This window comes from Bifidobacterium sp. wkB344 (assembly GCF_003688305.1).
GTDB classification, from domain to species: Bacteria; Actinomycetota; Actinomycetes; order Actinomycetales; family Bifidobacteriaceae; genus Bombiscardovia; species Bombiscardovia mizhiensis.
In genome coordinates this window covers 213,263-233,176 of sequence record NZ_NPOQ01000016.1, presented here as the reverse complement: position 1 = coordinate 233,176, position 19,914 = coordinate 213,263, and the positions used below count along the sequence as shown (strand labels likewise).

Sequence of the window (19,914 nt, the reverse complement as noted above, 5' to 3'; positions counted from 1 at the left end):
GAACATGTCAGGTCATCGTCACCACGGACAGGATTCATCAGCATCCGAACCGGGGCCGGCGGAACGTTACGCCCGTTTCAGTCGTCATCGCAAACGAATGACCGGTGCGCCCGCACGCTTTCAGTCCAAGTTGCCCTTCCCTTTGGATGACTTCCAGCTGGAGGCCATCACCGCCCTGGAGGATGGCGATAACGTCCTGGTGGCCGCTCCCACCGGCGCCGGCAAGACCATTGTGGCCGACTTCGCGGTATTTTTGGCCCAGGAACAGAACGTCAAGACTTTCTATACCACCCCCATCAAGGCCCTGAGCAACCAGAAATACCATGACCTGGTCGACCGTTACGGCGAGGACCGGGTGGGACTGCTGACTGGCGACACCTCCATCAACTCCGAGGCGGACATCGTGGTCATGACCACCGAGGTCCTGCGCAACATGCTCTATGAGCAGTCCTCGACCCTGACTGCCCTGAAGTACGTAATCCTGGACGAGGTCCACTATCTGGCCGACCGCTTCCGGGGGCCCGTCTGGGAGGAGGTCATCATCCATCTTCCGGCCTCCACCCGCATTGTGGGACTGTCGGCCACCGTGTCCAACGTGGAGGAATTCTCCGACTGGATCTCCTCGGTGCGCGGACGCACCCATCTGGTGGTCTCCGAGCGCAGGCCCGTGCCGCTGGAGCAGCATGTCCTGGTCCAGGCTGACAGACACACCGAGCCAGAGATCCTGGATCTGTATCGGCACGACGGCTCAGGACGGCAGACCCCAAAGATCAACCCGCGTCTGGTCTCCCGGTTGGCCCAGCTGGACAAGGCCGGACAGGAGCGCATCCAGGCCCGCGACAAGGGGCATCACCATCGCCATGGCCGTGGCGGCAGGCCGGAGCGACGGATGGGGGAGCGGTATCGTCCAAGCCGGGCCGACGTGGTCGATGAGCTGGACTTCATGGACATGCTGCCCGGCATCTACTTCATCTTCTCCCGCACCGGTTGCGACCAGGCAGTCCAGCAGTGCATCCGGGCGGGTCTGCAGCTGACCACCGATGAGGAGGCACGCCGCATACGGCACATCGTGGACTCCATGGCGGCCGGCCAGCTCAGCAAGGAGGATCTCAAGGCGCTGGGATTCTCGCAGTTCCGCTTTGCTCTGGAGCAGGGCTTCGCCGCCCATCACGCTGGCGTGGTCACCCTCTTCCGACAGATAGTCGAACATCTGTTCGAATTGGGACTGCTTAAGGTGGTCTTCGCCACCGAGACTTTGGCCCTGGGCATCAACATGCCCGCCCGCTGCGTGGTGGTCGAAAAGTTGGAGAAGTTCGACGGCACCGGCCATGTAGCTCTGACCCCCGGCGAGTTCACCCAGCTGACCGGTCGGGCTGGCAGGCGCGGCATCGACGACATCGGCCATGTAGTAGTGGTCGACCACCGGGACTTCAGTCCCAAGACCATGGCCGCCCTGTCCAGCAGGAGGGTCTATCCGCTGCACTCCAGCTTCCGGCCCACCTTCAACATGGCCGTCAACCTGCTCAACTCCTCCAGCTATACGCGTGCTCGGGATACCCTGGACCACTCCTTTGCACAGTGGGAGGCCAACCGATCAGCCTCGGAGCTGGAGGAACGCATTGAGACTCTGACCAACGGTCTGGAGGACTACCGCAAGGCAGCCCAGTGCAGCCGTGGCGATCTGATCGAGTTCATGCGCATCCGCGCAGCCCTCTCATCAGCCCAGAAGAACGATCGCCGCCGCCTGAAGCGGCAGAGGTTCTCCAGTGAGAAAGCCCGTGACCGGGCCTTCCGAGACCTTGACCGGCACATCGACCAGCTGCGCGAGCAGGAGCGCAACCATCCCTGCCGCCAGTGCCCGGATCTGCCCAAGCACCTGCGCTGGGGGAACCGGTGGATCCGCATGGACAAGGAACTGCAGCGCACCCGGGAACAGTACGAGTCCAAAACAGGGTCAGTCTCACGCCAGTTTGACAGGATTTGCCAGATTCTGGCCGACCTGCGCTACACACGGCCTGTGGATCCTGACGACTGCCGACTGACCCGGAAGGGGCAATTGCTTCGACGAATTTACAGCGAGCAGGATCTGAGTCTTGCCGAGATCCTGGATCGTGGCATCCTCAACGATCTGGAACCCGCTGAACTTGCAGCGGCCGTATCCGGGCTGGTCTACGAATCCCGCCGTGGGGTAGGGGAGCAGCCGGGGGAGAGGGCCGGGTATCGAGCTCCCAGGCTGGTTGACGCCATGGAGGATATGAAACGTCAGTGGTCCCAGGTACAGGAACGCTGCGATCAGGCTGGATTGGAGCTGCCGCCAGAACTCGACTTTGGCTTGGGGCCGACCATCTACGACTGGGCCTGCGGTGACTCGCTGACCACTATCCTGCGTGACAGCGATCTGACGGCGGGGGACTTCGTGCGCAACGCCAAGCGTCTGTCCGATGTGCTCACGCAGATCGTCCAAGTGGAGCCCTATCTAGGCAGGGGAGGGCACCACCTGGCCAGGACTGCCAGCATCGCCGCAGACCAGGTTAACCGCGGCATTGTGGCTTATACAGGCGTGGAGTGAACACGGGCCCAATCCGGGAATAAGTATCAGGTCAACACTGTTCTGTAGCTTGGAGGCAGTGACGGACACGAGTATGGAGGAATCATGGCAGAGCGCAGTCTTCGCGGCATGAGTATTGGGGCGAAGTCCCTGGAATCCGATCAGAATGTGGATTTTGCTGCACGCAGCGAGGTCGCCTATGTCTGCCCCAAGGGCCATCGGACTATCCTGCCCTTGGCTGAAGGGGCTGAGGTGCCGCAGGAGTGGGAGTGCCGCTGCGGGCAGATTGCTCACCTTGAAGGACATGACGAGCAGGAGTCCGGCAAGACCGGCAAACCGACCAGGACCCACTGGGACATGCTGCTGGAGCGCCGGTCGGAAGATGAGCTCAAAGCAGTGCTTGACAAGCGTCTGAAAATGCACCGTGAAGGATGGTTCCCCGACTATGAGTAAATCACCGCGCCGTCTGGTTCTGCTGGACCTGGACGGCACCCTGACCGCCTCACATCCAGGCATCATCGCCTCTGTTATACAGACTTTCAAAGAGCTTGGTCATCCTGTGCCCGATGAAAGCGAGCTTCGCCGATTCATAGGCCCTGCCGTAGAAGTATCCCTGCGTCGCAACGGCATCAGAGAAGAAGACATTGATAAGGGCGTCCAGATTTACCGGCGCTATTACAGCGAGATAGCGGCATTTGATGATCCTGACCATCCTGGACAACACATCCCTGGACGTCTGCTCGCTACGGTCTTTGACGGCATCCCCGAACAGCTGAATCGTATGCACGAACAAGGTCTGACATTGGCCGTGGCCACCTGCAAACCCGAGTACCAAGCCCAGCCGGTATGTGACCACTTCGGACTGACGCCACTGGTAGATGGTGTCTATGGTGCCAGCAAGGACTCCACACGAATCACCAAGGCCCAGGTCATCACCCACGCTCTGCAACAGCTTGGCTTTGACGCCAAACTCGGCGACCGTGCCCTTATGGTCGGCGACCGCTGGACTGATGCCGATGGTGCACTGGAAACCGGCCTGGACTGCCTAGGATGCGGCTGGGGCTATGCTGAGCCCGGAGAACTGGAATCTCACGGCTGCTACCGAGTCATCAACCAAGTCGACCAATTGTGCCAGGCTGCCGAGGATTACTTCGACAACGATCCAACTCAGCACTGAGTCGGCCAGAACTGTATCGTCTCTTTTTAGGGTCACCCGAGGTCACCTGGGTGACCCTTATTTTGTGAGTGATGCTATTGCAACCTCGTAACCATGAAATCACCTGAAAACGCAAAATCGAATCGTGACCTAGTAAGCCGATAATGTACGTTATGTCAAATTACTTATTGTTTTTCTCCCCTGTTTGGGCTTCCACCGCGACAATCATGCAGCCCGCTGGCGCTGCTCGTGCTGCTGCTCCAGGCGCTGGCGCAGACGCATGGCCGTCAGCTCGTCGATAGGCCGCTCAGGCAGACCCGGGGTCAGCTGTCCAGTAGTCAAATCCACATGATCGCAGGTCTGCAGCTCAAGATCCATGCGATGCCAGATAGCACCCACAGAGATAGCAAAAACGGCACGCCCGGACTGCATCAGCGCAAAGACCTGATCAGGTCCTGAGCATTCGGTGACTTGATCACCATCGCAGACCACCGTTACATGCTCGAGTTGACCGACTGTCCGACGCTCGAGATAGTTCACCGTGTTCGTGGCATTGACCAAATTGACACCGGCATCCAAGAGACGCTTGAGGACAGCCAGGATGACCACATCTTTGAAGGAGTAGAGCCTGCGGGAGCCTGACCCATGTGAGGCCTTGATTGACGGCTCGACGATTCGCTTACGAGCCCAATAATCCAGTTGCCGATAGGTAATGCCAGCCACCTTGGCCGCGACCGTTCCCCGGTAGCCCCGGGTCGTGCCCTCAGCCTGCTCAGGCGAAAAGAGTTCACCCTGTACCAGCGTCGGCATCTCACCGGCCATGTCATGCCCCCTGTCAGTTCTTGGCGATGACTGCCCGATTATCGAAGTAGACCAACCTGAACTTGCCGATCATGATCTCGTCGCCATTGTGCAGGTCGGCCTGGTCCACGCGTTCGCGGTTGACATAAGTGCCGTTGAGGCTGCCAGTATCCTCGACCCGAAAACCTTGGTCAGTCCGCACGAATATGGCATGCGCCCGGGAGACTGTGGAATCGTCCAACAGAATGTCCGCCTTCGGATCACGACCCACGCTGACCTGATCCTCGTCCAACAGATAACGCGATCCTGACACCGCTCCCCTGGTAGAGATCAGCAGGGCTGTACCCTCAGGCAATCGTGCCATGGTCTCCAAGTCGTCCTTGGTCAGTGGACGGTCACCGTTGGAGGTGACTGGAATGTTCAGGGCCGGCATGCCGATGATGGTCGTCTCGCCCGCAGTGGGAATAGGATCTGTCATAATTGCCTATTCTACAGGCTTTGCATACTGGTAGTCCTGCACGCGTCGAACCTGGTCGATTCTGACACTATTCGACTGCTCCACGGATACGGTCGCATGGAACTGCACCTTGATCCGCGAACCCACTCCCCCGGCGATCTGGACGGCGTTCTGCAGGCTGTCCGGATCCCCAATGGCCTTGACAATGTAGGGGCTGCGCAGCTTGGCGTGGTCACATTGCAGGCCGGTGCGGGTGTCCAACAGATACGTACTGGTAACCACCCGGACATCATTGAAGGATATGACCTCGGCGCCGGCGTTGCGCAGCTCTTCGATCAGATTGAACATGGTAGAAGCATCCACCCGATCACTGTCTTCGGTGACTGTCACCACCACTCCCCTGCCTTGGGCAGGCAGCCGTCCGGCCAGGATGCCGCTGCTCTGCTCATTCTGCTGGGCTATGCGGGCGGCTTCCTTTTGCTTGTCGGCGGCGGACTTGATGGAGGTCAGCTGCTGGTTGAGCTGGCTCTTGCGCTCCTCCAGCTTGTCGACCTGGTTGCTGGTCTCATCCAGCACCCGTACCAGCTCCTCCTCGGACAGACTCTGGTAGGAGGACTGGTTATTATGCACCTGGACCGCATACCCAAAGCCCAGCAGGGCGCACATCAGGGCCACCAGGACGCTGGTAACCAGCCTGACCCTGGTGGCGTTGGAATTAAGGGTGCGCAGAGGCCGACGGCGAACCACCGGAAAAGCACCGGTCTGCGTGTCGTCGGCCGGAGCCCTGACCCGTCCAGGCCTCCTAGGCGGAATGCTCTTGGGCATTCCCTCATCGCGCTTCTTCCTCAGGGTGTGTCTCATATGCTCACCCCTTGAAAATGAACCGCCGAATAGCGGAGACGTTGGAGAAGATGCGGATGCCCAGCACCACAATGACGGCCGTAGACAGCTGAGAACCCACGCCCAACTGGTTGCCCAGGAAGACCAGAAGTGTAGCCGTGATCACATTGGAGATGAAGGAGACCACAAAGACCCGGTCCGAGAAGCTGCGTTCGAAGTAGGAGCGGACTGCGCCCATCAGGGCATCCAGGGCGGCCACCACCATGATGGGCAAATAAGGCTGCAGGACAATGGGAATGTCGGGCTTGAGGAAGATGCCCGCCACCACGCCTAGAATCAGGCCGAGAATTGCCGACATGTCAATGACTCCTTCCGGCATAGGACAGATTGGGCAAACTCACTGCATTCAGACTCAGGCGTCGCTGTTTGACCACATTGACAGTGATGTTCGCCTTCTTCAGGTCCCGCAGACGGCCCTGCAGATCGCTACGAACCATCAGATCGGACAAGGCACCTTGATCGCCGATGGCTTCGATCTTATAGGGTGACTCGATCGAGGTGGTCCCCACCAAAATGGTCTGACCGGCCGTACGCACTGATGTCTGTGTTCCTATTCTATTGCCGTTGATGGCGATGGCTTCGGCCCCCGCAGACCAAAGCTTGGTCAGGAACCACTGCAGGTCCTGGTCGGTGAGCAATTTGATCTGATCAGCATTCTCCCGGGAATCTTTGGAGGCAATGGGGTTGGCCAAGGTGATGACGACGCCCTGCCCCTGCACCTTGCTGGTGCCGTTGGTCAGATCGTCAGCGGTCTGCGTACTGCTTTGCCCCTGGCCGCCCTCTTGAGCCGAGAGCGTATCGATGTTGCCATTAAGATCCGAGATCTGACTGTTGAGATCGTTGGCACGCTTGCTGACCGCCTCCACCTGGGAGATGAGCTTCTCACGTACCTTCTGACGGGGGTCCCGGTGCAACACCTGCACTATACCCGTGCCTGCCAGGCCGACCAGTACACAAATGACGAAGACCAGTATCCGATTGACCCAGACGCTCAGCGGCGATCTACGCTCGGCAGGCAGCAGACGGGCATCCTCGAACATGGGATCCATGGGACGGTTGGTCAGGTCATCAATCAGTCTCAGAGACTCATCAGCCATGCGCCGACGCATGGACTCCTGCGCAGGCTCCGAGCTCTCCTGGTCCACATAGTGGCGTTCCAGACCCGCACTGGAATGCGAAAAAGCCGCCCGACGGTGAATCAAGGCACGGTCAGGCGGCACGGGGAAGGATTCGGGGGTCATCTGCGGCTCAGTCATGATGGCTATCCTGACGAAGCAATCCGATGCCCTGGCGTGCGTAGATCAGCCCTGCCAGCCAGTAAAGGCCAACCCCCCAGATGACGGCCGCAAGTGCCACCAGGTGGAAGAGACGGAAGAAGGTTGAGGTGCCCACATCCGCAAAAATCAGGGCCGGTATGGCCAGCATGAGCACGGCCGTTCCGGTCTTGCCGGCGAAGTGCACTGGCAAGGGTCCATAATCGTGCTGGGCCAGCGCCAAAACCAACAGACCCATGAGCACATCCCGGACACCTACCAGGGCCAGAAGCCACCATGGCAGTATAGAGGCGATGCTCAGGGCAAGGACGGAACAGAGAATCAGCAGCCGATCGGCAACCGGATCCAGGATCTGCCCCAGCTTGCTGACCTGGTTGAACCTGCGGGCAATGATCCCATCCACACCGTCTGAAAGGGCCGAAATCAGCATGACCACCAAGGAAATGATCAGATGACGGTTGGCCACCAGATAGGCGATAAGAGGTATGGAGAGGATACGAAGCAGGCTGATGACATTGGGTACGGTGAGAATTACCGACCTTGGCTCAGGGCTGTACCTGCTGCGTGAAATTCGATCAATCAGTGCCATCCGACTACATTCTAGAAGCTTGAAGGGCAGTTACAAGGATGGCACGCGCACCGATCTCATAGAGGCGATCCATGAGGTTGTTCACCTGGTCCCTAGGAACCATGGCCCTGACTGCGGCCCACTGCTTGTCGTGCAGGGAGGAGACTGTCGGCGACTCATAGCCTGGTGTGATGCCCACGGCCATGGCCACGCGCTCAACCGGGATGTCATAATCCATCAGTACATAGCGGCGGGCTGTCAGCACACCCTCCAGCCTGCGGGACATGACCGCCAACCGCTCATCATCCGGATCCAGACGGGGTGATCTGATGAGAATCCCCTCCGATTTCAGAATCGGATCGCCGAAGACCCGTAGCCCGGCGTTACGCAGGGTGGTGCCGGTGGAGACCACATCGGCGATCAGGTCTGCTACCCCCAGCTGAACTGAGGACTCCACTGCGCCGTCCAAGTGGATCAGTTCGGCCTTGAGTCCCTTGCTGGTCAGGTAATCCTCAAGAAGCCGGTCGAAGGTAGTGCCAATGCGCTTGCCGTCCACGTCCTGCAAGGTGTTGATGGCACTGGCTTCCGGAGCGGCGAATCTGAAGGTGGACGCGCCGAATCCCAACTGCGTGACCTCGACGGCCCGGGTTCCGGAGTTGAGCAGAAGGTCACGCCCGGTGATGCCCAGATCGATGGTACCCAAGCCGACATAGACCGCTATGTCGTTGGGCCTTAAGTAAAAGAGCTGAATGTCGTTGTCGACGTCATCCACCACCAGTTGCCGATCGTTGGAACGCAGACGATAGCCAGACTCTGACAACAGCCTCCATGCGGGCTGGGACAACATGCCCTTATTGGGCACCGCGACCTTCAACACGGCAACCTCCTAATTGCGGAAGCGAATCTACAGCGGGATAGGATCAGGGGTTACAGATACCTGTAGACATCCTCCAGGGTGATGCCCCGATCGATCATCATCACCTGAATGTGGTACAGTAGTTGGCTCATCTCCTCGGCCGTGCGCTCCTTGCCCTCATACTCAGCGGCGATCCAGGTCTCTCCAGCCTCTTCATTGATTTTCTTGCCGATGAAATGCGTGCCCTTATCCAGCTCGCCCACGGTCAGGGATCCTTCCGGACGTTCCTTGGCCTTGGTCGTAAGCTCCTCAAACAACCCATCGAAGGTCTTCATCTGGCTATCTCCATTCTTCCTGCAAAACCTGTCAGTCCTTGTAGCTTACCTGCGCGGCCTGCCTGATCTGGTCAATGGCCTTGGCCGGGTCGTCAGCGCCGTAGACCGCGGAGCCTGCGACCAAAACGTCGGCTCCAGCTTCTGCCACTATAGGAGCCGTGGTGGGGCTTACCCCGCCATCCACCTGGATGTGGGTCTTCAGACCGCGTGCGGTGATCTGGTCACGAAGGCGGCGGGTCTTTGGCATCTGATTGTCCAGGAACTTCTGGCCGCCGAAACCTGGCTCCACGGTCATGACCAGAATCATGTCAAACTCATCGAGAATGTCGAATATCGGCTCCACAGGTTCGGCAGGGCGCACGGCCAGGCAGGCCTTGACCCCCATGTCGTGCAGCTGGCGGGCCAGACGGACCGGGGCATGGACGGCCCCGGTATGGAAGGTGACGGAGGCAACACCCAGCTTGGCGAATTCCGGGGCCCAACGGTCGGGGTCCTCGATCATCAGATGCACGTCCACCGGTAGGCCGGTCACCTGGCAGATGCGCTCCACCACGGGCTCGCCAAGCGTCAGGTTGGGAACGAAATGGTGATCCATCACATCCACGTGGACCATATCGGCATTGGCAATAGCCTTGAGATCCCGCTCCAAGTTGGCGAAATCGGCGGAAAGAATGCTGGGTGCTATCTGAATGCTCATGGAGATTATTCTATGTTGTACGGAAGACCGGCGGCACCGGTTTGTGGCTCAATTGCACACCTACCGACCCCCGGATAGCTGACCCCTGTCCTACTTGCTCCGGGCCTCGGATTCCTGACGCACCTCAAGCTCGGTGATGGTCCGCAGCTTTTCGGACAACAGGGAGGTCGGCTTGCCCTTGCGTGCTATGAGGACGAAGGCTGCAGCCGCCAGGAAGAAGACCGTCATGGACACCCAGACGTTGACCCTGACACCCAGGAATTCGTGGGCGAAGTCGATACGAAGGGCCTCGATCCAGGTGCGCCCCAGGGTGTACCACATGACATAGAGGGCGAAGAGCGAGCCCGCCTTGAGCACGTTCACGGCCTTGTGGCCGATCCAGACCAGGAGGGCCGCGCCAATCATGTTCCAGATCATCTCATACAAAAATGTGGGTTGGAAGAGGGTGCCTGTCGGACAGGTGGCCCCGTCATAGCACTGTTCGCTGCTGCCAATGGCGGAACCTGCCGCATCGATCTTCAGTCCCCAGGGCAGCGTGGTGGGGGCCCCGTAGAGTTCCTGGTTGAACCAGTTGCCCAGCCGCCCGATGGCCTGGGCCACCAGAAGGGCAGGAGCAACACTGTCGGCCAGCAGGGCGGTCGGATAGCTCTTGTGACGGCACCAGGCCCAGGCTGCCAGTGCTCCCAGGAGGACCGCACCCCAGATGCCCAAACCGCCACGCCAGATGCGCAGAATATCGGCTGGATTGCCATCAGCTCCGAAATACCGCTCAGGGGTGGTGATGACGTGGTAGAGCCTGGCGCCGACGATGCCGGCCGGTACCGCGCAGATGGCGATGTCCAGAATCTGGTCGGTCCGGCCACCCTCCTTCTTCCAGCGCCTGGCGGTGATCCAGGCAGCCACGATGATGGCCAGAAGCATGGTCAGCGCATAGAACCTGATGGTGACCGGCCCCAGATGGAAGCTGGAGATTCCTGGCGATGGAATGTAGGCAAGCGTCATAAAGCCCCAATCTAGCCCCTGGACCTTACAGCCCATTCACTTCCTGGCCTGTGAGATGCCCCAACGCAGGTCGGAGCAAACCTCAGCCAGGGACTCCAGTGCCTTTCTACGGTCCTTCCGCGGCCTGCCTTCGTCATCCAGAAGGCAGTGGACCAGGGCCGAGCCGACGATAACCCCGTCCGCGTAGGCGCCGACCTGGGAGGCCTGCTGGGCGGTAGACACCCCGATGCCCACGCAGACATAAGGGGCCCCAGCCTGCCTGACTCTCGCCACCAGGTTCTGCGCCGAGTTGGACATGCTGGTACGTTCGCCGGTCACGCCCATCCGGGAGGTCGCGTAGACGAATCCTCTGGCTGCACGGGAGGTGATCTCCAGACGTGCATCAGTTGAGTCGGGCGAGACCAGATAGACCCGGTCAAGACCATACCGGTCCGACTGCTCTATCCATTCCCCGGATTCGTCGACGATCAGATCCGGGGTGACCAGCCCGGATCCGCCGGCCTCGGCCATCCGGGCGGCGAAATCCGCTACTCCGTGATGCATGATCAGATTCCAGTAGCTCATGACCAGAGCCCTGGCACCGTCCGCCTGGATCTGGCGGACCGCGTCGAAGACACCCTCGACCTTGACGCCATTGTCGATGGCACACTTGCTGGCCGCCTGGATGACCGGGCCATCCATGACCGGGTCGCTGTAGGGCAGTCCGATCTCGACGATGTCGACCCCGCTTTTCACCATGACCCGCATGGCCTCCAAGGATGTGGGCACATCAGGGAATCCGTAGGGGAAGTAGCCGATGAATGCCGGCCTGCCCTCTTGGCGGAGGGCCTGCAGCGTGGACGCCACCGGGCTGGCCGTGCGGCTGAACCCCTTAGGCTGGACAGGCTGGGATTGCACAGGCTGGGGTTGGACAGGCTGGACGGGCGCTTTCTGCCACTGCCATTGCTGGTTGACCATCATCGGGCCTCCTCTTCTGCTTGATCGCTTCTGCTGTGCCCGGCCTGGGCTTCCAAAGCGCTGGCCTCCTGCTCGGACAGGTAGCCGAACCATCTGCCCGCCGTGGCTACATCCTTGTCGCCCCTGCCCGAGATGTTGATCAGAATGACAGGATTCCTGATTCCCTTGCGCAAAAGGTCGGTGGCTGCCTTGCTGGCTCCGGCCAAGGCGTGCGAGGACTCCAGGGCAGGGATGATGCCCTCGGTCCGGCAGAGGTCGCTGAAAGCCTGCATGGCCTCCTTATCGGTTGCGTAGTCATACTTGACCCGGCCCATGTCGTGCAGCCAGGCATGCTCGGGTCCAACCGAGGCGTAATCCAGACCGGCGGAGATGGAGTAGGTGTCCATGGTCTGACCCTGGTTGTCCTCCAAGAGATAGGACTTGGTTCCTTGGAAGACGCCGATCTGACCGGTGCCTGGCGACAGGCGGATGGCGTGCTTGCCCGACTTGGGCCCGTCCCCGCCGGCCTCATATGCGTAAAGGGAGACCCGTGGATCGTCCAGGAAGGTGTTCATGATGCCGATGGCGTTGGAACCTCCGCCGACGCAGGCCACAACTCCGTCAGGATGATCGATGCCGTATGCGGAAAGCTGTGCGGATGCCTCTTCGCCGATGATCTTCTGGAAGTCCCTGACGATGGTTGGGAAGGGATGGGGGCCGGCAACCGTGCCCAGCAGGTAGTGGGTGGACTCCACGTTGGTCACCCAGTCGCGCAGGGCCTCATTGATGGCATCCTTGAGGATCCTAGTCCCGGTGGTCACCTCGACGACTTCGGCTCCCAGCATCCGCATCCTGGCCACGTTCAGAGCCTGTCTGCGGGCATCGATCTGCCCCATGTAAATTCGGCACTTGAAGCCCAGGAGGGCACAGACCGTGGCCGTGGCCACACCGTGCTGACCGGCACCGGTCTCCGCGATGACCCGGGTCTTGCCCATGCGCTTGACTAGGAGCCCCTGACCCAGGGCGTTGTTGATCTTGTGGGCGCCCGTGTGGTTCAGGTCCTCCCTTTTCAGGAAGACCCTGACCTGGCCGCCGACCCGATCGCCGATCAGCTTGGCGAACCGAGGCGCCGGCGTCAGGGCCGAGGGACGCCCGACATAGACCCGGTTGAGTCTGTTCAGCTCCTCACGGAAGGCCGGATCAGCCTTGGCCTCCTTGTAGACACGCTCCAGCTCATCAAGGGCGCCCACCAGGGCCTCAGGGACGAAACGTCCGCCATAGGGGCCGAAATAGGGACCATCATGGGTCGACAGGGGTCTGGCCTCGGCTGCCTTGAAGCGGTGACCAGCCTGCACCAGCAAACGAACGGTACCCTCCTGGTCCTGGGAGGTGACCAGACCTTCTCCTATCAGGACCGCATCGGCCCCGGCCCGCGCGTACCGCTCCAGCTCGACCGTGCCGAACACTCCGGACTCGGCCACCTTGACCACATCCTTGGGCAGGTTGGAAGCCAGGCGGGCATACTGGTCGACGTCGACGCTCAGGTCCTTCAGATTCCGGGCGTTGATGCCAATCACCTTGGCGCCAGCCGCGATGGCCCGCTCGATCTCCTGACGATCATGCGTCTCGACCAGGGCGGTCATGCCCAGGCTCCCAGCCAGGTCCAGCAGGTGCTTGAGACGTGTGTCATCCAAGGCTGCCACAATCAGCAGGATCATGTCGGCCCCGTTGGCCCTGGACTCCCAGACCTGGTAGTCGGAGACGATGAAGTTCTTGTTGAGCACGGGAATGCCCACGGCCTGTCTGACCTGCCGCAGATCCTCCAAGGATCCCAGGAAGCGTCTGCCCTCGGTCAGGACCGATATGGCCGAGGCACCCCCGTTGGCATACTGCCGGGCTAAAGCGGCTGGATTTTTGATGTCGGCAAGGTACCCCTTGGAGGGCGAGGCTCGCTTGATTTCCGCGATGATCGGAATGCCGACGCTCTCCCTGAGCAGTCGCGCGGCATCCAGAGGTTTGCGCTTCATGCTCCTGACCTGTTGCTTGAGACTTTCCAAGGGAATCTGTTGCACCCGGCTCCTTGCATCCTCCACGGCGCCGGCCACCAGTTCATCCAAGACGGTCATAGAGCCCTTCCCTCCAGTTTCCTGTGTATTCCCTGTCACAACCTTAGCGTCTTTCTCCACTGGATTATCCATTACCCTTCCTCGCTCTGCATCTGTGCCTGAGTACGATTGCCCTGCACCGCGGGCAAGGGTCCTCCGGCTTCAAAACACGACCTGTGTCCGGTGTGGCAGGCCGCCCCCACCTGGTCAACTTCGATAAGCAAGGCGTCCCCGTCGCAGTCGATGCTGACACCCTTGACGTATTGGACATGCCCGGAGGTGTCCCCCTTACGCCAGTATTCCTGTCTGGAGCGGGACCAGAAGGTGACCCGCCCCGTGGTCAGGGTCCGTCTCAGGGCCTCCTCATCCATGTACCCGACCATGAGCACCTGACGGCTGTCATACTGTTGGACCACAGCGGCAACAAGTCCCTTGGAATCCTTCTTCAGCCTGGCCGCTATGCTCGGATCCAAACGTACTTCCTGGTCCTTCGAAGACTGTGACATTGATCCTCATTCTCCTGATTTGTCCGACACATCCTTGTCGGTTGATTGTTTATGGTATGGGTATGGTTTCCCGATGACTGCCAACATGGCCAGCAAGTGCCATGCAGCATGTGATGTCGAAATTATCTGCCGGATTGGGTTCAGGCCTGCCATCGAACCGGATACCCGGCCGTATGGAGCGCCTGCTTGACATCCTTAATGGACACCTGGCCGAAATGGAAGACGGAAGCCGCCAGGACCGCATCGGCCCCGGCCTTGACCGCAGGAGGAAAATCGGCGGCCTTGCCTGCGCCACCGCTGGCGATGAGCGGAAGGGATACGGCCTTGCGCACGTCGGCGATCATCTCCAGATCGAATCCCTGACGGGTGCCGTCTGCATCCATGGAGTTGAGGAGGATCTCGCCGGCTCCAAGCCTTTGAGCCTGTTTGACCCAGTCGATGGCATCGATGCCGGTGGACTGATGGCCACCCATGGTGGTCACTTCATATCCTGAGGTAATGCCTTGGGCATTGGATCGGCGGGCATCGACCGAGAGCACCAGGACCTGACGACCGAACCGCTGGGCGATATCCCCGATGACCTGCGGATTGGCAATGGCTGCCGTGTTGATGCCGACCTTGTCGGCCCCTGACCGCAAAAGAGTGTCGACATCCTGCGGCGTCCGCACGCCTCCGCCGACGGTCAATGGAATGAAGATCTGGTCGGCAGTGCTCTTGACCAGGTCCACCATGGTGGCTCGCCCGCTTCCAGAGGCTGTCACATCAAGAAAGGTCAGTTCGTCAGCGCCCTGCTGGTAGTAAGCGGAAGCCAGTTCGACCGGGTCGCCCGCATCGCGCAGATTCTTGAAGTGGACGCCTTTGACCACACGGCCCTGGTCTACATCCAGGCAGGGAATGACACGAACCGCTACCGCCATGCGACCTGCCTTCCTGCCTGAACCGATTTGTTTGAGTCAAGACCTTAGCTGCTCTGGTGTCCGAAGACCCTGGCATGTCCACACTATGGCATGAACGCATTGCAAAAGCTGATTCAGGCCTGAAGCTTGACGGCCTTGGCTGCCAGCTGCCCGCAGGCACCGTCGATGTCCGATCCGCGGGTGTCCCTCATGGTTGCAGTGATGCCGGCCTTGTGGAGGATGTCCAGGAAGCGCTGCTCGTCCTCGGGCTTGGAGGCCGTCCAACGAGACCCCTCGATTGGATTCAAGGGTATGGGGTTAACATGCGCCCAGTCGTCCCCGTAGTGGTTGAGGCGCTTGGCCAGAAGACGGGCGTGCTCGGCCTGGTCGTTGATGCCGCGCATCAGGGCGTACTCGATGCTGACCCGTCTGCCGCTGGCCAGGTAGTAGTCGTGGGCCGCGTCCAGAACCTGGGTGGTGTTGAAGCGCCTGTTCATGGGCACCAGCTCGTCGCGCAGCTTGTCGCTGGGAGCATGGAGGGAGACGGCCAGACGGACCGGAATGCCCTCTTTGGTCAGCTTGCGGATGCCGGGGACCACACCCACCGTGGAGACGGTGATGTTCCTGGCCGAGATGCCGAATCCTTTGGGCGGCAGGGCGCTGATCTGCCTGACCGCGGAAAGCACAGCCCGATAGTTGCCCATGGGCTCGCCCATCCCCATGAAGACAATGTTGCTCAGACGCCCGGGTCCTCCGGCAACCTGTCCGGACCGCATCATCCGGGAGGCGGCCCTGACCTGTTCCAGAATCTCGCCAGTCGACATGTTCCGGGTCAATCCAAGCTGACCTGTAGCGCAGAAGGGGCAACCCATGCCGCAGCCGACCTGGCTGGAGATGCAGAGGGTGGCCCTGGAGGGATAGCGCATAAGCACGGACTCGATCCTGGATCCGTCGAAGAGCTCCCAGAGGGTCTTGATGGTCGTCCCCTGGTCCGCCTTCTGGACAGTGACCGGGGTGATCAGTTCAGGGAAGAAGCGGTGTGCGGCCTCCTGACGGCTGGCTGCGGGAAAGTCCGTAAAATCGTCCGGATTGGTGGACAGATGGTTGAAGTAATGGTTGGCCAGCTGCGAGACCCGGAATTTCGGCAGGCCCAGTTGCGCGCAGACCTCCTGACGCTCCTGCTGGTCCATATCCGTAAAGTGGCGCGGCGGCTTGCCTCGACGGGCGTGGTCGGCCGCCAAAACGTCGCGGAAAGCCCCATCTTTGCCTCCTGGGGTGATGCCGGTTTCAGGCTCGGCACCGGTCAAATCGACATCTGTCATACCTCTACCTCATCCTGTATCAGCCGTCGATACCGGTCACAGACCGGTAATCAAAAGAACCAGTGTGATGAACGGTGCGGACATGAGGATGGAATCCACCCTGTCCAGCACTCCGCCATGGCCCTTGAGCAGGTGGCCCATGTCCTTGATCCCCAGGTCGCGTTTGATCAAGGATGCGCTCAGATCCCCTAGGGTGCCTGTGGCTCCGACCATGATGCCCATGAGCAGAGCGACCCACCAGATCCGCCCCCAAATCGCCATGGGATAGGTGGCCGCGAAGATGACCAGGGCGCCGACCAGGCAGCAGAGCATGGAGCCTGCCAACCCCTCCACGGATTTGCCGGGAGAGATGCGGGGCGAGATCTTGTGCTTGCCGAAGAGCGAACCAAAGAGAAGACCACCGATGTCGCTTAGGGCGGGCAGGAAAATCACCATGAATGCGTGTGCGGCGGGATGCCCGCCGAAGGTGGTGGGCAGGGTTATCAGACAGGCCAGGAGGGTGATGTAGACAACGGTCAGAAGGGTGACGCCCACATTGGCCAGGCTGCTTGATCGGCTCTCCCCATCTGCGGCGCCGTAGGAGGCATCGGCCATGGTCTGCGCATCCTTGCCCGAGAGCTTGGCGTTCACCGCCTTGACCAGCCGACCGCCCAGGCGATGGTTGCGGGTGGCCGCAAGGGCCCCGACCAGGGCGGTGATCAGAACTCCGGCGGTCATGACCGCCACGTGATCAGGAGCGTAGAAGGAGGCCAGCATGGTGGCAGCCGAGCAGACCCAGAGCTCGACCACCGGTATATGCAGGCCAGCCGTGGCAAAGTCCACCCTGAGCTCCCAGAGCCCCAGGGTCATGAAGATCACGATCAGGTAGATGAATGCGTCGATGCGCACCAGGATGCAGGCCAGGATGATGACCACCAAAAGCGCGCCAGTGGCCACCGCCTGCGGCATGTTGCGCCCGGTCCGCTTATTCAGTGTTGCGACGGCATCCTGACCGGCCTTCTCGGCCGAGCTTTCCTTAGTACTCATGAAGTGTGGACCCTCCCCAGGCGGATCAGACCTCGAGGATCTCCTTCTCCTTGGCATCCAGGAGCTGATCAATCATGTCGTTCTTCTGCTTGGTGACGGTCTCCAGCTCCTTCTGCAGCCGGTTGCCTTCATCCTCGCCCAGGTCGCCATCCTTGACCTTGGCCTCCAGCTCCTCCTTGACCTTGCGCCGGATGTTGCGGACGGCCACCTTGCCCTCCTCGGCCTTGGTCTTGGCCAGCTTGACGTAATCCCGGCGACGCTCCTCGGTCAGCTCGGGCATGGTGACCCTGATGACGTTGCCGTCACGGCTGGGATTGACGCCCAGGTCCGAATCACGGATGGCCTTCTCGACCGCACCCGCCTGGGAGGGGTCGAAGGGTGTGACGGCCAGGGTGCGAGGCTCCGGGACGCCGATGGATGCCAGCGACTTGATGGGCGTGGGAGTGCCATAGTACTCCACCATGATGTCGTTGAGGAAGGAGGGGTTGGCACGCCCGGTCCTGATTCCCGAGAAGTTCTCCTTGGTCGCCTCGATGCTCTTGTCCATCTGCCTTCCGGCCTGGTCCACCACTGTGGTCATGATCTGCTCCTTGCTGTATGGACCATCCGCCTGTGCGCGCGAGGTCCGTCATTCTTATACTCTACGGCCATGGGGCCACAGGGGCCAAGCGGCGCGGGGTGTGCCCGCAACCGGTCACAGGGTACGATCAGGACCACCGTGGACCAGGGTACCCAGACGCTGGCCCTTGAGCGCTCCGGTCACGTTGCCTTCACCCTCCAGTCCGAAGACACGGATGGGCATATCGTTGTCCCGGGCCATGGACAGGGCTGCCGCATCCATGACGGCCAGATTGTCCACCAGAGCCCGCTGGTAGCTCAGATTGGTGAACATGCGCGCAGAAGCCTGCTTGTGCGGATCAGCCGTGTACACGCCGTCCACACCGTTCTTGCCCATGAGGACCTCGACGCAATGAATCTCCAGAGCCCGCTGGATGGAGACGGTGTCGGTGGAGAAGTAAGGCATGCCTGATCCGGCACCGAAGATGACCACACGACCCTTTTCCAGGTGACGGATGGCCTTGAGCGGGATATAGGGCTCGGCCACCTGGCCCATGGTGATGGCTGTCTGCACCCTGGTGGCCTGACCATCCTGCTCCAGGAAATCCTGCAGGGCCAGGCAGTTCATGACCGTGCCCAGCATGCCCATGTAGTCGCCGCGCGAACGCTCGATTCCGGCCTGGCTGAGCTCGGCTCCACGGAAGAAGTTGCCGCCGCCCACCACGATGGCCACCTGCACGCCACTCTGTACTGCCTGGACGATCTCCTTGGCCACCCGCTTGACCACCTGCACGTCGATGCCGACCTCGCCTCCCCCGAAGGCCTCTCCGGAGAGCTTGAGCAGCACACGACGAGGCGATGCTGGGTTTTGCGCTGAATCGGATCCGGTCATAAAAGCCCTTTCTCCAAACATGATGACGGGCGGAATACGCCGGTAACTAGGGTATCGGGGCTGGACGACAACCCCTTCTTGATCAGGCTCGGGACAAAGGAAGGGGAGCAGCCACGAAAGCCACTCCCCTATCGTCAATTACCATCAATGCTGGTCATCTGCCTATCCCTCAGCTCAGGATCAGGCCAGGCAACTCAGTACATTGCTGGGCTACTCCTCTTCGTCGCCCTTGCCGACCTCGAGACGGGCGAAGGCCAGAGCCTTGCCGCCAGCCTGCTTGAAGAGGTCGCCAATGGTCTTGGAAGTGTCCTTGACATACTGCTGCTCCAGAAGGACGGTCTCCTTGAAGAAGGCGTTCAGACGCCCCTCGACGATCTTGGGGATAATCTTCTCGGGCTTGCCTTCGGCCTGGGACTTCTCAGTGGCCACGCGACGCTCGGACTCCACCACGTCGGCAGGCACATCCTCGCGGCTGAGCCACTTGGGGCTCATGGCGGAGATCTGCAGGGCCACCTCATGGGCCACCTGGGCGCCGGCCTCATCAGTGGCGATCATGGCCACGATGGAGGGGGGCATTTCCACGGACTTGCGGTGGGCGTAAATCTCCACACGGGGGCCCTCGACCCGGGCCACCTGGCCGACCTTGACGTGCTCATGGAAGAGCGCGCCGGCCTCCTCCACGGTCTCCTTGACGGTGCCGGACTTGGATGGAGCGGCATCGACCTGCTCGGCGTTGGAGGCATCAGCCTTGGCCACGTCGTCGATGACCTCCTGGCCGAACTCGACGAACTGAGGGGTCTTGGCCACGAAGTCGGTCTCGGAGTTGAGCTCGACGGCGTAGCCGATCTGACCCTGTCCACCCTCGACGACGGTGGAGGCGATCAGGCCCTCCTGGGCCTTGCGGCCCTCGCGGGCGCCTGCGGCCTGGATACCGGTGGCGCGGATGATCTCCTTGGCGCGGGCCATGTCGCCCTCGGCCTCGGTCAGGGCCTTCTTGACGTCCATCATGCCGGCGCCGGTCTGATCGCGCAGCTCCTTGATCAGTGCAGCGGTGATTTTTGCCATGAAACTCTCCTATC

The 19,914-nt window shown here is 60.8% G+C and carries 22 protein-coding genes; 3 read left to right on the top strand and 19 right to left on the bottom strand.

Annotation, left to right across the window (positions count from 1 at the left end; translation table 11 throughout):
• Positions 1–4 precede the first annotated feature (4 nt).
• From CI601_RS05575 to CI601_RS05565, 3 genes are all read left to right on the top strand, one after another.
• On the top strand, positions 5–2,569 hold the full coding sequence (locus tag CI601_RS05575) for an RNA helicase (protein WP_121914620.1): 2,565 nt from the start codon (positions 5–7) through the stop codon (positions 2,567–2,569).
• Between the two features lie 84 nt (positions 2,570–2,653).
• Entirely contained in the window at positions 2,654–3,001 is a 348-nt protein-coding gene (locus CI601_RS05570) for an RNA polymerase-binding protein RbpA (RefSeq protein ID WP_024627700.1), read from the top strand.
• Positions 2,994–3,725 (top strand): HAD hydrolase-like protein, encoded by a 732-nt coding sequence (locus CI601_RS05565; RefSeq protein WP_121914619.1) that lies wholly within the window; start codon positions 2,994–2,996, stop codon positions 3,723–3,725. The genes CI601_RS05570 and CI601_RS05565 overlap by 8 nt, the downstream gene beginning before the upstream one ends.
• 204 nt (positions 3,726–3,929) lie before the next feature.
• Here the strand turns inward: CI601_RS05565 and CI601_RS05560 are convergent, their stop codons facing one another.
• The 19 genes from CI601_RS05560 to tsf all read right to left on the bottom strand — a co-directional run bounded on the left by CI601_RS05560 (position 3,930) and on the right by tsf (position 19,900).
• Positions 3,930–4,526: a MerR family transcriptional regulator gene (locus CI601_RS05560; protein WP_024627698.1), complete on the bottom strand. Its 597-nt coding sequence runs from the start codon at positions 4,524–4,526 to the stop codon at positions 3,930–3,932.
• Positions 4,527–4,539: 13 nt separating this feature from the next.
• Positions 4,540–4,983, bottom strand: a complete 444-nt coding sequence (locus CI601_RS05555) for an FHA domain-containing protein (RefSeq protein WP_121914618.1) — start codon at positions 4,981–4,983, stop codon at positions 4,540–4,542.
• Positions 4,984–4,989: 6 nt separating this feature from the next.
• Entirely contained in the window at positions 4,990–5,823 is an 834-nt protein-coding gene (locus CI601_RS05550) for a DUF881 domain-containing protein (protein WP_101432310.1), read from the bottom strand.
• A gap of 4 nt (positions 5,824–5,827) precedes the next feature.
• On the bottom strand, positions 5,828–6,160 hold the full coding sequence (locus CI601_RS05545) for a small basic family protein (protein ID WP_015021764.1): 333 nt from the start codon (positions 6,158–6,160) through the stop codon (positions 5,828–5,830).
• A 1-nt stretch (position 6,161) separates the two neighbouring features.
• Positions 6,162–7,118, bottom strand: a complete 957-nt coding sequence (locus CI601_RS05540) for a DUF881 domain-containing protein (RefSeq protein WP_121914617.1) — start codon at positions 7,116–7,118, stop codon at positions 6,162–6,164.
• Positions 7,111–7,725 carry a CDP-alcohol phosphatidyltransferase family protein gene (locus CI601_RS05535; protein WP_029676262.1) on the bottom strand — a complete coding sequence of 205 codons (615 nt, stop codon included), beginning with the start codon at positions 7,723–7,725 and terminating at the stop codon, positions 7,111–7,113. Before CI601_RS05535 ends, CI601_RS05540 begins: the two co-directional genes overlap by 8 nt.
• A 4-nt stretch (positions 7,726–7,729) precedes the next feature.
• Positions 7,730–8,581: an ATP phosphoribosyltransferase gene (hisG, locus tag CI601_RS05530; RefSeq protein ID WP_121914616.1), complete on the bottom strand. Its 852-nt coding sequence runs from the start codon at positions 8,579–8,581 to the stop codon at positions 7,730–7,732.
• A 50-nt stretch (positions 8,582–8,631) separates the two neighbouring features.
• Positions 8,632–8,895 (bottom strand): phosphoribosyl-ATP diphosphatase, encoded by a 264-nt coding sequence (locus CI601_RS05525; protein ID WP_024627692.1) that lies wholly within the window; start codon positions 8,893–8,895, stop codon positions 8,632–8,634.
• A gap of 31 nt (positions 8,896–8,926) precedes the next feature.
• Positions 8,927–9,592, bottom strand: coding sequence for a ribulose-phosphate 3-epimerase (rpe, locus tag CI601_RS05520; RefSeq protein WP_121914615.1), 666 nt, complete (start codon positions 9,590–9,592; stop codon positions 8,927–8,929).
• Between the two features lie 90 nt (positions 9,593–9,682).
• Positions 9,683–10,594: a prolipoprotein diacylglyceryl transferase gene (lgt, locus tag CI601_RS05515; RefSeq protein ID WP_121914817.1), complete on the bottom strand. Its 912-nt coding sequence runs from the start codon at positions 10,592–10,594 to the stop codon at positions 9,683–9,685.
• Between the two features lie 36 nt (positions 10,595–10,630).
• Positions 10,631–11,551 (bottom strand): tryptophan synthase subunit alpha, encoded by a 921-nt coding sequence (gene trpA, locus CI601_RS05510; protein ID WP_121914816.1) that lies wholly within the window; start codon positions 11,549–11,551, stop codon positions 10,631–10,633.
• The gene (gene trpB, locus CI601_RS05505) at positions 11,551–13,656 is read right to left on the bottom strand and encodes a tryptophan synthase subunit beta (RefSeq protein ID WP_121914614.1); all 2,106 of its coding nucleotides are present in this window, start codon (positions 13,654–13,656) and stop codon (positions 11,551–11,553) included. The genes trpA and trpB overlap by 1 nt, the downstream gene beginning before the upstream one ends.
• A gap of 71 nt (positions 13,657–13,727) precedes the next feature.
• Positions 13,728–14,141, bottom strand: coding sequence for a phosphoribosyl-AMP cyclohydrolase (gene hisI / locus CI601_RS05500; RefSeq protein WP_121914613.1), 414 nt, complete (start codon positions 14,139–14,141; stop codon positions 13,728–13,730).
• Between the two features lie 140 nt (positions 14,142–14,281).
• Positions 14,282–15,058: an imidazole glycerol phosphate synthase subunit HisF gene (hisF, locus tag CI601_RS05495; RefSeq protein WP_121914612.1), complete on the bottom strand. Its 777-nt coding sequence runs from the start codon at positions 15,056–15,058 to the stop codon at positions 14,282–14,284.
• A gap of 113 nt (positions 15,059–15,171) precedes the next feature.
• Positions 15,172–16,359, bottom strand: coding sequence for a 23S rRNA (adenine(2503)-C(2))-methyltransferase RlmN (gene rlmN, locus CI601_RS05490; protein WP_121914611.1), 1,188 nt, complete (start codon positions 16,357–16,359; stop codon positions 15,172–15,174).
• 36 nt (positions 16,360–16,395) lie between these two features.
• The gene (locus CI601_RS05485; protein ID WP_121914610.1) at positions 16,396–17,385 is read right to left on the bottom strand and encodes a phosphatidate cytidylyltransferase; all 990 of its coding nucleotides are present in this window, start codon (positions 17,383–17,385) and stop codon (positions 16,396–16,398) included.
• Positions 17,386–17,410: 25 nt separating this feature from the next.
• The gene (gene frr, locus CI601_RS05480) at positions 17,411–17,965 is read right to left on the bottom strand and encodes a ribosome recycling factor (RefSeq protein ID WP_024627683.1); all 555 of its coding nucleotides are present in this window, start codon (positions 17,963–17,965) and stop codon (positions 17,411–17,413) included.
• 114 nt (positions 17,966–18,079) lie between these two features.
• Complete coding sequence (gene pyrH / locus CI601_RS05475; RefSeq protein ID WP_015021750.1) at positions 18,080–18,835, bottom strand: UMP kinase; 756 nt, start codon at positions 18,833–18,835, stop codon at positions 18,080–18,082.
• Between the two features lie 210 nt (positions 18,836–19,045).
• The gene (gene tsf, locus CI601_RS05470) at positions 19,046–19,900 is read right to left on the bottom strand and encodes a translation elongation factor Ts (protein ID WP_024627681.1); all 855 of its coding nucleotides are present in this window, start codon (positions 19,898–19,900) and stop codon (positions 19,046–19,048) included.
• Between the last annotated feature and the right edge of the window lie 14 nt (positions 19,901–19,914).